Below are 12,094 nucleotides of genomic sequence, written 5' to 3' on the forward strand. Positions count from 1 at the left end.
AGGGTGTCACCCCAGGTCAAGCAGGTTGCGCCGGCCGAGCTTGTAGAGCAGCCGGTCGGTCTGCTTGAGCAGCGTGAACTCCGGCGGGTCGTAGAGCCGGAAGGTCTTCGCCGGCGCGGCGGACGAGCCCGACTCGTCGAGGATCGCGTTGACCGCGTGCCGGGCCGACTCGTTGGCGCCCTCCATGGTGGCCAGGTCGATGTCGGTCTGCACGAAGTCGCCGCTCATCATCAGGTTCGGTACGCCGGTCCGGGCGGTCGGCCGGCGCGACCAGGAGTCGACGGTGTTGACGAGCAGCGGCGTCTCGTTGGTGTTGCGGCGCTGGGCGGCGTCCCAGCGCACGCCGGGGTCGAGGAACCAGGAGTGGATGATCCCCTCGGGGAGCAGGTCGCCGGCCGTGTGGTGGGCCCGGACCTGGGCGAGCACCTCGGCGGCGATCTCGGCGGGCGTGCACTCCTTGGCGGTCTTGCCGTAGAGGATGCCCGGCGCGTCCCAGTTGGAGATGTCGATCGAGAGGATGTCGACGACCGCGCCGTCGCCGTAGTCGCGGGTGATCGTGCGGTCGGCCCAGAACTGGCCCTGGGTCAGCGCGGTCAGCGACCAGGGCGCGTCGAGGAACGTGATGTGGCCGTGGGTGAGCTTGACCGGCGCGCGCAGGAAGAACTGGATGCCCACCATCCAGTCGGTGGTCAGGGTGCCGAGCTCCTCGAGCTCGGGCGCGAGCCCGAGCACGGCCGGCGTCAGCGTCGGTACGACGCGCTCGACCGGCATCGCGCTGACGAACCAGTCGGCCTCGACCCGGGTCGTGGCGCCCGAGGCGTCGGCGAGGACGGCCGCGGCGACCCGGCCGCGCTCGATGTCGTACCGGACGAGGCGCTGGCCGGACACCAGGCGCACCCCACGACTGCGCAGGTACGCCGTCCACGGGTCGATCCACGCCTCGTTGGTGGGCAGGTCGAGGACGCGGTCGAGTGCGCCGTCGTTGCCGCGGCCCATCATGTTGTAGACGAACGCCTCGCCCATGTTGCCGATGGTGCGGGTGCTGGCGATCGTCTCCTTGGCCGCGACCAGGCTGCGGGTCAGGCCGGCGGCGAGGACGCGCTGGTACTCCTTCGAGCGCTTGCCGGCGCCGACGAAGTCCCACCAGCTGACCTTCTCCCACTGGCCCAGGCGGCGCTCGTCGCAGCTGGTCAGGAAGACGAGGAGCCGCTCGACGAAGTAGGCGAGCTCCTGGGGCGGGACGGTCCGGCCGCCGAGCGTGTCGCGCAGGTAGCGGCGCAGGCCGTCGACCGTGAGCAGCTGCTGGGGGTCCGGTCCGATGCCGAAGACGAAGCCGTCGGCCCGCTCCCCCGCGCGCAGGAACTTGCCGCCGGTGGCCGCGACGAGGTTGTCGCCGACCGTGCCCGTGCCGAACGGGATACGTCTCATCGTCTCGGGCACGTGGTGGTAGAAGCCGGGGAAGAACCGGAAGCCGTGCTCGCCCGGCAGGTCCGCACGGCCGCCCGTGCCGGTGCCGGCCACGGGGATGCTCCGCGCCTTGCCGCCCCAGGCGGACGGCTCGAAGACCGTCACCTCGAAGCCGCGCTCGACGAGCTCGTGGGCGGCGGTCAGCCCCGCCATCCCTCCGCCGAGGACGACGGCCCGGCGTCCGGGCGTGGCGGCGAACGCCGGCGCCAGGCCGGTGCCGGCCAGGACGGCGCCCGCGCCGGCCGCGGCCGACGACACGAGCAAGGTACGACGGTCCACACGCTGCGCCATCCGCGATCACCCCATGATCTCAACCGACACTACTGTCGGTAACTGCGTGCCGCCGAGTATCGTGACCCCGCCATGCCAGGTCAAGGGCCCCCGAGGAGGCGACCGTGAGCGCGACCGGTTCCGTCCGCCGCCGGCTGACCGCGTCCGCACGCCGGGAGCGGATCGAGGCCGCCGCCGTCGAGGTCTTCGCCGAGCGCGGGTACGACGCCGCCTCGGTCGGCGAGATCGCGGCCGCCGCCGGCGTCTCGCGCACCGTGCTCTACGACCACTTCCGCGACAAGCGCGCGCTCTACCTGCACGTGCTCGGCACCGAGAACGCCGCGATGCTCGCCGAGGTCGGCAGCGGCATCACCGGCGCCGGCGCCGGCCGGGCGCGGATGCGGGCCACCGTGGCGGCGTACCTCTCGTTCGCGCAGCAGCGCCCGGCCGCCCGCCGGCTGCTCGTCGACCCGATCCCCACGGGTGACCCGGGGCTCGACCAGGCCGTGCACGCCTTCCGCACCGCGCGCACCCAGGCGGTCGCGACGATGCTCGGCCCCGACCTCGCCCGCGCCGGGCTGGCCGCCGGGACGACCCCCGCGGCGGTCGTGGTCGAGCTGCTCATCACCGGGGTCGACGGTGTCGCGCGCTGGTGGCAGGAGCACCCGGACGCCTCGCTCGACGAGGTCACCGACGTCGCGGCCCAGCTGCTGTGGAACGGGCTGCCGCGGGTCAGAACATGACGGTCGCGAAGCGCGCCGTCTCGACGAAGCCGACGCGCTCGTAGGCCTTGCGGGCCGCGTGGTTCCAGTCGTTGACGTAGAGCGAGACCGTCGGCGAGATCCGGGCGCGCACCTGGTGCACGACCGCGGCCATGCCCGCCGTGGCCAGGCCCTCGCCGCGCCGGTGCGGCGGCACCCAGACCCCCTGGATCTGGGCCGCGTCGGGGGTCGCGCAGGCGACCTCGGCCTTGAAGACGAGCTCGTCGCCGTCGTACCGGACGAAGGACCAGCCGCGGCCGACGAGCTGGGCGACGCGGGCCCGGTAGAGGTCGCCGCCCCCGCCGGTCTCGGGCGAGACGCCGACCTCCTCGGTGTACATCGCCACGCAGGCCGGGTAGAGCGTGGCCAGGTCGTCGCGGACGCCGGCGCGCACGCCGTGGTCGGGGGTGATCGCGGGCGCGGTGTCGATCGCCAGGTGCCGCTGGTCCCAGCGCACGTCGCGCGGCTGGCCCCAGTGGGGGGCGACCTGACCCCAGAAGGCGCGGACCGGCTCCTGCGGGCCCACGATCGTCGAGACCGTACGACGCCGGGCCAGGGCCCGCTCGGCGAACCGGGCCGCGTCTTCGGCGGTGGCCTGCACCGGCACCAGGTTGGCGGCGACGTGGCAGGCCGCGACGAGCTCACCCTCGCGGAACCGGCCCCACATCTCGCCACCGAGCCAGCGCGGCTCGAGGTTGGTGGTGTGGGCGCGGTGGATCGCGAAGACGTTGGCGACCGGGTCCTGGCCGGCCAGGGCCAGGAACGCGGGCAGGTCGGTCTGCGCGAGCACGCGCACACCGGACCGGGTCGTCAACACGGCCCGAGCCTAGGGCACTCCCCGGTTCTTGGGATGGCGTCCCCGTTCTCTCCGAGCGCACACTGGTGCGACCGGCGGAGGTGCCCGATGACGACACGACACGTGACGGACGGCGGTCTGGAGACCGAGCTGATCTTCCTGCGCGGCTTCGACCTGCCCGAGTTCGCCGCCTTCCCGCTGCTCGACTCCGAGGAGGGCCGGGCGGTGCTGCGCGACTACTACCGCGGCTACGTCGACATCGCCGTGCGTGCGCAGGCCCCCGTGCTGCTGGAGGCACCGACCTGGCGGGCCAACCCCGACCACGCCGCCGTCCTCGGGTACGACGCCGCGGCGCTCGACCGGATCGATCGGGCGAGCCTCGACCTGCTGCGCGAGGTCGCGGCGGAGCGGGCCGACGAGCTGGTGGGCTGGCAGGTCGGCGGGATGCTGGGCCCGCGCGGCGACGGCTACGCCTCGGCCGGACCGGTCGACCCCGACGCGGCCGCCGAGTACCACCGACCACAGCTCGCCTCGTTCGCGGCCGGCGGCGCGGACCGGGCCACGGCACTGACCCTGACCGAGGTCGGCGAGGCGATCGGCATCAGCCGCGCGGCCGCCGACGTCGGCCTGCCGGCCGGGATCGGGTTCACCGTCGAGACCGACGGCCGGCTGCCGGACGGGACGACGCTGGCCGCGGCGGTGGCCGCGGTCGACGCGGCGGCCGCGCCGGCGTACTTCGTGGTCAACTGCGCGCACCCGAGCCACGTCGCGCGCGGGCTCGACGAGGGCGGCTGGCGCGACCGGGTGGGCGGCCTGCGGGTCAACGCCTCGACGATGAGCCATGCCGAGCTGGACGCCGCACCGACCCTCGACGCGGGCGATCCCGATCGGCTCGCCGCCGACCAGCGGCCGCTGCTCGACGCCTTCACGGCGGTGACGGTCCTGGGCGGCTGCTGCGGGACCGATGCGCGGCACGTGGCCGCGATGTGGGGCGTCCCCGGGCCTGCCTAGGAGACCGAGACGGTGGGCTCGGCGCCCTCGACCGGCTCCATCGACTCGGCGATCTTCATCGCCTCCTCGATCAGGGTCTCGACGATCTCGGCCTCGGGCACGGTCTTGATGACCTCGCCCTTGACGAAGATCTGGCCCTTGCCGTTGCCGGAGGCGACACCCAGGTCGGCCTCGCGGGCCTCACCGGGACCGTTGACGACGCAGCCCATGACGGCCACGCGCAGCGGGACCTCGAGCCCGTCGAGACCGGCGGTGACCCGCTCGGCCAGCGTGTAGACGTCGACCTGGGCCCGGCCGCACGAGGGGCACGAGACGATCTCGAGCTTGCGCGGGCGCAGGTTGAGCGACTGGAGGATCTGGATGCCGACCTTGACCTCCTCGACCGGCGGCGCCGAGAGCGAGACCCGGATGGTGTCGCCGATGCCGCGCGAGAGGAGCGCACCGAAAGCGGTGGCCGACTTGATGGTGCCCTGGAACGCCGGGCCGGCCTCGGTCACCCCGAGGTGCAGCGGCCAGTCGCCCGCCTCGGCGAGCAGCTCGTAGGCGCGCACCATCACGACGGGGTCGTTGTGCTTGACCGAGATCTTGAAGTCGCGGAAGCCGTGCTCCTCGAAGAGGCTCGCCTCCCAGACCGCCGACTCGACGAGCGCCTCGGGGGTGGCCTTGCCGTACTTCTCGAGCAGCCGCTTGTCGAGCGAGCCCGCGTTGACGCCGATCCGGATCGAGGTGCCGTGGTCCTTGGCGGCCGCGGCGATCTCCTTGACCTGGTCGTCGAACTTCTTGATGTTGCCCGGGTTGACCCGGACGGCGGCGCAGCCGGCCTCGATCGCGGCGAAGACGTACTTCGGCTGGAAGTGGATGTCGGCGATGACCGGGATCTGGCTGTGCTGGGCGATCTCGGGGAGCGCCTCGGCGTCGTCCTGGCTGGGGCAGGCCACCCGGACGATGTCGCAGCCGGCCGCGGTGAGCTCGGCGATCTGCTGGAGCGTGGAGTTGACGTCGGAGGTGAGCGTCGTGGTCATCGACTGCACCGAGATCGGGTGGTCGCTGCCGACCCCGACCTTGCCCACCTGGATCTGGCGGGTGGTACGACGGGGGGCGAGCACCGGCGGCGGCGCGGCCGGCATGCCCAGGCTGATCGACGTCATGGGTCCAGGTTAGAGGCTGGGCGGGTAGGGGGTGTCGAGTGGTGCGTCGTTCCAGTGCGTGCCCGGGTACCGCCGACGAGGGAGGCGGGCCGGAGGCCCGGCGACCGAGGAGGCGGCGCACGGGTGCGTGCTGGGGCGGCGCACCGCCGGCAGGCCCTACCCGCCCGGCCTCGTCGGTCGCGGGTGGGGTGGGATCAGGATTCGAGGTGCACGGGCACCACGATGTCCGCGACGATCAGCACCAGGCCCATGACGAGCAGCGCGCTCGCCACGACGTAGGCGATCGGGAGCAGCTTGGCGGCGTCGACGTAGCCCGGGTCGGGACGGCGGAAGAGCCGGGCCCGGCCGCGGCGTACGGCCTCCCACAGCGCGCTGGCGATGTGACCGCCGTCGAGCGGCAGCAGCGGCACGAGGTTGAGCATGCCGATGAAGAAGTTGAAGCCCGCGACCAGCATGAGCAGCGAGAGCACCTTGTCGCGGCTGCTGATCTCGTCGTGGGACGCGGTCTCACCGGCCAGGCGGCCGCCGCCGACGATGCTGACCGGGCCCGCCGGGTCGCGCTTCTCGACGCCGACGATGGCCTTGGCGACGTCCCAGACCTTGACCGGCAGGGTGGCCAGCGACTTCACGACCTCGACGGTCATGTGGCCCATCTGGCCCGCGGTGTAGAACACACCGCCGGTGGTCGGGTGGGTGACCGGGCTGACGCCGAGGAAGCCGACCTCGGTGGTCTTCTTCTTCTCGCGGTCCTCGGCCTCGAGGAAGCGCGGCTCGACCTTGGTCCGGGTGGCGAGGGTGAGCTGCTCGCCGCCGCGCTCGACGACGATCGTGGCCTCGCCGTCGTCGTTGGAGCGGATGAGCTTCTGGAGCTGCTCCCAGGTGGTGATCGTGGTGCCGTTGAAGGAGACGAAGCGGTCGCCCTTCTGGAGCCCGGCCACGTACGCCGGCGTCGGCGAGGTCGCGATCTCGTCCTCGGTGCAGGTCCGGCCGTTCTCGTCGACCGGGATCACGCAGCCCTGGACCTCGCTGATCGTCAGCTCGCTCTTCTGGTCGCTCGGGTTGCCGTAGGTGGCGAAGACGCCGGCGAAGATCAGGAAGGCGATGGCGATGTTCACCATCGGGCCGCCGCCCATGACGATGACCTTCTTCCACCAGGCCATCTTGTAGAAGAGCCGGTCGGTGTCCTCGGGACGGACCAGCTCCCACTCCGCGGCGCGGGCGTCGGAGATCAGCTGGGTGAACATGCCCGTGTTGGACTTGCGGACCTTGAGCACCTGGTTGCCGTGCTCGTCGACGCCGGCCTCGTCGGCCAGCTGCTCCGCGCCGGGCGGGAGCATGCCGACGATCTTGACGTAGCCGCCGAGCGGGATCGCCTTGACGCCGTACTCGGTCTCGCCGACCTGCTTGCTCCACACCGTCGGGCCGAACCCGATGAAGTACTGGGTGACCTTTCCGCCGAAGGCCTTGGCCGGGATCATGTGGCCGAGCTCGTGCAGGCCGATCGACGCCAGGATCGCCACTGCGAAGACGACGACGCCGAGAAGGTAGAGCAGAGCGGTCATGGGCGGGATGCGGTCCTCGGGTCGATGAGCTGGGTGGCGCTCTCCCGCGCCCACGCGTCGGCCGCGAGGACGTCGTCGAGCGAGAGCTGACCCTCTGAGGGTACGTCGTGGGCGGCTAGGACGTCGCCGACCAGGTCGACGATCCCGGTGAAGGCCAGCCGGCCCTGGCGGAAGGCCTCGACCGCGACCTCGTTGGCCGCGTTGTAGACCGCCGGCGCGGTGGCGCCGCGCTCCCCCGCCGCCCGGGCCAGGGCCACCGCGGGGAAGGCCTCGTCGTCGAGCGGGAGGAACTCCCAGGTCTCGGGCCGGGTCCAGTCGACCGGCGGTGCCGCGTCGGGCACCCGGTCGGGCCAGGACAGGCCGAGCGCGATCGGGATGAGCATCGTCGGCGGGCTGGCCTGGACCAGTGTCGAGCCGTCGACGAACTCGACCATCGAGTGCACGACGCTCGTCGGGTGGACCACGACCTCGATCCGGTCGTAGGGGATGCCGAAGAGCAGGTGCGCCTCGATCACCTCCAGGCCCTTGTTGACCAGGGTCGCGGAGTTGATGGTGATCACCGGGCCCATGTCCCAGGTGGGGTGGTTGCCGGCCTGCTCGGGGGTGACGTCGGCGAGCTCGGCGCGGGTCCGGCCGCGGAACGGGCCGCCGCTCGCGGTCAGCACCAGGCGGCGTACCTCGTCGGGGGTGCCGGCGCGCAGGCACTGGGCGAGCGCGCTGTGCTCGGAGTCGACCGGCACGATCTGGCCGGGCCGGGCCCGCTCCAGCACGAGCGGGCCGCCCATCACCAGCGACTCCTTGTTGGCCAGCGCGAGCGTCGTCCCGGCGTCGAGGGCCGCGAGCGTGGGGCGCAGGCCGACGGCGCCGGTGATCCCGTTGAGGACGACATCGCACTCCTGCCGGGCCGCCTCGACGCTCGCCTCCTCGCCCAGGCCGTGGAACCGGGGGGCGAACTCGGCGACCTGCTCCTCGAACAGCGCGGGGTTGCCGCCGCCCGCGGTCAGCCCGACGACGCGGAAGCGGTCGGGGTTGGCACGCACCAGGTCGAGCGCCTGGGTGCCGATGGAACCGGTCGAGCCGAGGATGACGACGTCCTTCACCCGCCCATCCTCTCAGCGGGCGACATCACAGCACCGAATCGCCGAAATGACGGTGCACGGGCACCTGACGGTTCATGCTGTCCGCGTGCTCCTGCGCCGTACCCCCCTCCTGCTGGTCGCCCTGGCCCTGTCCTGCGCCCTCTCGCTCCTCGTCCTGCCCGCCCAGGCCGCCGCGCCGGCTCCGGCCAAGGCGCGCGGGTGCAAGGGACAGGTCGCGCTCACCTTCGACGACGGTCCGGCCCGCGGTACGACGCACCGGCTGATCCGGCTGCTGCGCAGCAAGCACGTGCCGGCGACGTTCTTCGTCGTCGGGCAGCGCGTCGAGGCGATGCCGGGCGCGGTGCGCGAGATCGAGCGCAACGGCTTCCTCATCGGCAACCACACCTGGGCGCACCAGGACATGCGCACGTTGTCCTACGACCAGGCGCTGCGGACCCTGCGCACCACGAACCGCGCGCTGCTGCGGGCCGGGGTGCACCCGACCCGGCTGATGCGGCCGCCGTACGGCGCGACGAACCCGACGATCCGCCGCGCGATCCGCGACGCGGGCTTCGTCCCCGTGCTGTGGACCACCGACTCGCTGGACTGGAAGAGCGGCACCTCCGACCAGATCGCCGCCCGCATCCTCGGCTCGCTGCGCCCCGGCGCCAACATCGTGCTCCAGCACGACGGCGTCAACCGCTCGCCGATCTCGGTCGGCGCGGTCGCCCAGGTCGTCCAGGGCGCGCGGCGCCGCGGCTACTGCTTCACCGCGCTCGACGAGAAGGGCCGCCCCGGCTTCCCGACCCCGACCGCCACGCTCGTGACCCGCGACGGCGTCGAGGGCGGCGCGGCCGTGGTCCGGGTCAGGCTCGACCGGCCGGCCGGGCGCGACACCGCGGTCGTCGTCGAGACCCACTCCGGTACGGCGACGGTCGGGACCGACCTGCCGCGGCTGAGCACCCGGCTCGTCGTACCGGCGGGCAAGCGGTCGGCCAAGCTCCGGATCCCGCTGGTCGCCGACGGCGTGCTCGAGCCCGCCGAGACCTTCACCGTCCGGCTGCGCTCCCCCGAGGGGCTGCGCCTGGGCACCGAGCGGTCCGCGACGGTGACGATCACCGACACGGCCGCGGCCGGGCGGGTCGTGCTGCCCGGGCCGCCGGTCCTGCTGCGCCGCGGCGGGCCCTTCTGAGCCCACGGCGGCGGGCTAGCCCTCAACGAGGGTCTCGGCCGCCGTGTAGGGGTCGGTCTCGCCGGCCACGACCGCCGCGGCCAGCGCGTCGAGCCGGTCCCCCGAGCCGACGCTCCCCCAGCGCCGGCGCAGCGCGGTGAGCGCGAGGGTCTCGACCTCGTCGCGGGCGCGACGGATCCGGCGGCGCTCCAGCTCGCCGCTCTCGCGCAGCCAGGCGGTGTGCTCCTCGAGCGCGTCGACGACGTCGACGACGCCGTCCCCGGTCGAGGCGGTGGTCTTGAGGACGGGCGGACGCCAGGCGCCGTCGCGGCGCTCGGCGAGACCGAGCATCGCGCGCAGGTCGCGGCGGACCCGGTCGGCGCCCTCGCGGTCGGACTTGTTGACGACGTAGAGGTCGCCGATCTCGAGGATCCCGGCCTTGGCCGCCTGGATGCCGTCGCCCATCCCGGGCGCGAGCAGCACGATCGTGGTGTCGGCATGGCCGGCCACCTCGACCTCGCTCTGCCCCACCCCGACCGTCTCGACCAGGACGACGTCGAAGCCGGCCGCGTCGAGGACGCGCAGCGCCTGCGGGGTGGTCCAGGCCAGACCGCCGAGGTGACCGCGCGCGGCCATCGAGCGGATGAAGACGCCCGGGTCGAGGACGTGGTCGCCCATCCGGATCCGGTCGCCGAGCAGCGCCCCGCCCGAGAACGGCGAGGACGGGTCGACCGCGAGGACGGCGACCCGTTGGCCGCGCCGGCGCAGCTCGCCGATCAGCGCGTTGGTCGAGGTCGACTTGCCGACCCCCGGGGAGCCGGTCAGGCCGACGATGCGGGCGTGGCCGGCGTGGGGCGCGAGCGTGCGCATGAGGTCGGGCAGCAGCGGCGACTCGTCCTCGACGAGCGAGACCAGCCGGCCCACCGAGCGCGGGTCGCCCTCGCGCGCCTTGGCCACGATGTCAGGAACGGCCGCCGCGGTGATCCCGCGACGGCCGCCCTGGGTGCTTCGGTCAGGCAAAGCCGGACGATCAGGCAGAGGGAACCCGGATGACCAGGGCGTCGCCCTGGCCGCCACCGCCGCAGAGGGCGGCCGCGCCGACGCCGCCACCGCGGCGCTTGAGCTCGAGCGCCAGGTGCAGCGTGATCCGGGCACCGGAGGCGCCGAGGGGGTGACCGATGGCGATCGCGCCGCCGTTGACGTTGACCTTGTCCTCGTCGAGGCCGAGGGCGCGGGCCGACTCGATGCCGACCGCGGCGAAGGCCTCGTTGAACTCGACCAGGTCGAGGTCCGCGGCGCTCAGGCCGGCCTTGTCGAGGGCCTTCTGGGTGGCGTTGGCCGGCTGCAGCTGGAGGCTGGAGTCCGGGCCGGCGACCTGGCCGTGGCTGACGATCTCGGCGAGGATCGGCAGGCCGAGCTCCTCGGCCTTCTTCTTGCTGGTGACGACCACGGCGGCCGCACCGTCGGAGATCTGCGAGGCCGAGCCCGCGGTGATCGTGCCGGTCTTGGAGAACGCCGGGCGCAGGCCGGCGAGGGACTCGGCGGTGGTGTCGCCGCGCACGCCCTCGTCCTTGCTGATGACGACCGGGTCGCCCTTGCGCTGCGGGATGCTCACCGGGACGATCTCGTCGTCGAAGACGCCGTTCTTCTGGGCGGCGGCGGCGAGCTGGTGCGAGCGGGCGGAGAAGGCGTCCTGCTCCTCACGGCTCAGCGCGTTGGTGCGCTCGGCGTTGACGGCCTCGGTGAGGTTGCCCATCGCCTGCTGCGTGGCCTGGTCGTAGAGGGCGTCGTAGGCCATCGAGTCGACGAGCGTGGTGTCGCCGTACTTGAAGCCGTCGCGGCTCTTGGGGAGCAGGTGCGGGGCGTTGGTCATCGACTCGGTGCCACCGGCGACCACGATCTCGGCCTCGCCGGAGCGGATCATCTGGTCGGCCTGCGCGATGGCGTTGATGCCGGAGAGGCAGACCTTGTTGATCGTGATCGACGGGACGCTCGCGGGCAGGCCCGCGGCGAGACCGGCGGTGCGGGCCGGGTTCTGGCCGGCGCCGGCCTGGAGGACCTGGCCGACGATGAGGTAGTCGACCTGCTCGGGCGCGACGCCCGCCTTGTCCAGCGCGCCCTTGATCGCGACGCCCGCGAGGTCGGCGGCCGACAGGGTCTTGAGGCCGCCGAGCAGGCGGCCGATCGGCGTACGAGCGCCGGCGACGATGACGCTGGGGTTGTCGGACATTGCTGCCTCCGTGGAAGAAAACATCGGTGGTACCGAAACGTGAACTCCTTCGACTCTACTCGCGGGTCACCTGGGGTCGCGAGGGGTCTCAGAGGGGCGTGGATGTGGCACTCGTCACCGATCGGCCGTGGTCCAGAATGGCCCGCATGAGTACTGACGGCCTGCCCCAGCACCTGTTCACCGCCATCGACCACGTCGGCATCGCGGTGCCCGACCTCGACGTGGCGATCGCGTTCTACCGCGACACCTTCGGCATGGTCGCCGTGCACGAGGAGACCAACGAGGAGCAGGGCGTGCGCGAGGCGATGGTCGCGGTCGGCGACTCCGGCTCCTGCATCCAGCTCCTCGCGCCGCTCAACGAGGAGTCGACCATCGCGAAGTTCCTCGACCGCAGCGGCCCCGGCGTGCAGCAGATGGCCTACCGGGTCGCCGACCTCGACCAGGTCTCGGCGATCCTGCGCGAGCGCGGCGTGCGCCTGCTCTACCCCGAGCCCAAGCGCGGCACCGCCAACAGCCGGATCAACTTCGTGCACCCCAAGGACGCCGGCGGCGTCCTGGTCGAGCTCGTCGAGCCGGCCGCCGACGGCGGCCACTGAGGC

Annotated in this window: 11 protein-coding genes; 4 read left to right on the forward strand and 7 right to left on the reverse strand. The window is 73.0% G+C overall.

Translation table 11 applies throughout. From position 1 onward, the window contains the following. Nucleotides 1-6: 6 nt before the first annotated feature. Nucleotides 7-1,758: an FAD-dependent oxidoreductase gene (locus tag CCO04_RS16795; protein WP_215815272.1), complete on the reverse strand. Its 1,752-nt coding sequence runs from the start codon at nucleotides 1,756-1,758 to the stop codon at nucleotides 7-9. A gap of 104 nt (nucleotides 1,759-1,862) precedes the next feature. Between CCO04_RS16795 and CCO04_RS16800 the strand changes: the two genes are divergently transcribed. After that, nucleotides 1,863-2,480 (forward strand): TetR/AcrR family transcriptional regulator, encoded by a 618-nt coding sequence (locus tag CCO04_RS16800; RefSeq protein ID WP_215815273.1) that lies wholly within the window; start codon nucleotides 1,863-1,865, stop codon nucleotides 2,478-2,480. Here the strand turns inward: CCO04_RS16800 and CCO04_RS16805 are convergent. Further along, nucleotides 2,470-3,315, reverse strand: a complete 846-nt coding sequence (locus CCO04_RS16805; protein WP_215815274.1) for a GNAT family N-acetyltransferase — start codon at nucleotides 3,313-3,315, stop codon at nucleotides 2,470-2,472. The two genes, CCO04_RS16800 and CCO04_RS16805, sit on opposite strands and share 11 nt — an antisense overlap. Nucleotides 3,316-3,402: 87 nt before the next feature. On the opposite strand from CCO04_RS16805, the gene CCO04_RS16810 reads away from it, so the two are divergent. Continuing rightward, nucleotides 3,403-4,305: a homocysteine S-methyltransferase family protein gene (locus CCO04_RS16810; RefSeq protein WP_215815275.1), complete on the forward strand. Its 903-nt coding sequence runs from the start codon at nucleotides 3,403-3,405 to the stop codon at nucleotides 4,303-4,305. Here CCO04_RS16810 and ispG read toward each other — a convergent pair. From ispG to dxr, 3 genes are all read right to left on the reverse strand, one after another. Beyond that, nucleotides 4,302-5,453: a flavodoxin-dependent (E)-4-hydroxy-3-methylbut-2-enyl-diphosphate synthase gene (gene ispG, locus CCO04_RS16815; protein ID WP_215815276.1), complete on the reverse strand. Its 1,152-nt coding sequence runs from the start codon at nucleotides 5,451-5,453 to the stop codon at nucleotides 4,302-4,304. The genes CCO04_RS16810 and ispG overlap by 4 nt on opposite strands. A 194-nt stretch (nucleotides 5,454-5,647) precedes the next feature. Then, nucleotides 5,648-7,015, reverse strand: a complete 1,368-nt coding sequence (locus CCO04_RS16820; RefSeq protein ID WP_305799878.1) for an RIP metalloprotease — start codon at nucleotides 7,013-7,015, stop codon at nucleotides 5,648-5,650. Beyond that, a complete protein-coding gene (dxr, locus tag CCO04_RS16825; RefSeq protein ID WP_215815277.1) occupies nucleotides 7,012-8,115 on the reverse strand; it encodes a 1-deoxy-D-xylulose-5-phosphate reductoisomerase in 1,104 nt (367 codons plus the stop codon). The genes CCO04_RS16820 and dxr overlap by 4 nt, the downstream gene beginning before the upstream one ends. 85 nt (nucleotides 8,116-8,200) lie before the next feature. Here dxr and CCO04_RS16830 point away from each other — a divergent pair, with 85 nt between their 5' ends. Then, the gene (locus tag CCO04_RS16830; protein WP_215815278.1) at nucleotides 8,201-9,286 is read left to right on the forward strand and encodes a polysaccharide deacetylase family protein; all 1,086 of its coding nucleotides are present in this window, start codon (nucleotides 8,201-8,203) and stop codon (nucleotides 9,284-9,286) included. A gap of 15 nt (nucleotides 9,287-9,301) precedes the next feature. On the opposite strand, the gene meaB is transcribed toward CCO04_RS16830, so the two are convergent. Next, on the reverse strand, nucleotides 9,302-10,285 hold the full coding sequence (meaB, locus tag CCO04_RS16835; protein WP_252373354.1) for a methylmalonyl Co-A mutase-associated GTPase MeaB: 984 nt from the start codon (nucleotides 10,283-10,285) through the stop codon (nucleotides 9,302-9,304). Nucleotides 10,286-10,295: 10 nt separating this feature from the next. Then, nucleotides 10,296-11,495 (reverse strand): acetyl-CoA C-acetyltransferase, encoded by a 1,200-nt coding sequence (locus CCO04_RS16840; protein WP_215815279.1) that lies wholly within the window; start codon nucleotides 11,493-11,495, stop codon nucleotides 10,296-10,298. Nucleotides 11,496-11,632: 137 nt separating this feature from the next. On the opposite strand from CCO04_RS16840, the gene mce reads away from it, so the two are divergent. Then, nucleotides 11,633-12,091 carry a methylmalonyl-CoA epimerase gene (gene mce, locus CCO04_RS16845; RefSeq protein WP_374197010.1) on the forward strand — a complete coding sequence of 153 codons (459 nt, stop codon included), beginning with the start codon at nucleotides 11,633-11,635 and terminating at the stop codon, nucleotides 12,089-12,091. Nucleotides 12,092-12,094: the final 3 nt, after the last annotated feature.

It is taken from the genome of Pimelobacter sp. 30-1, assembly GCF_018831735.1.
Lineage (GTDB): Bacteria > Actinomycetota > Actinomycetes > Propionibacteriales > Nocardioidaceae > Nocardioides.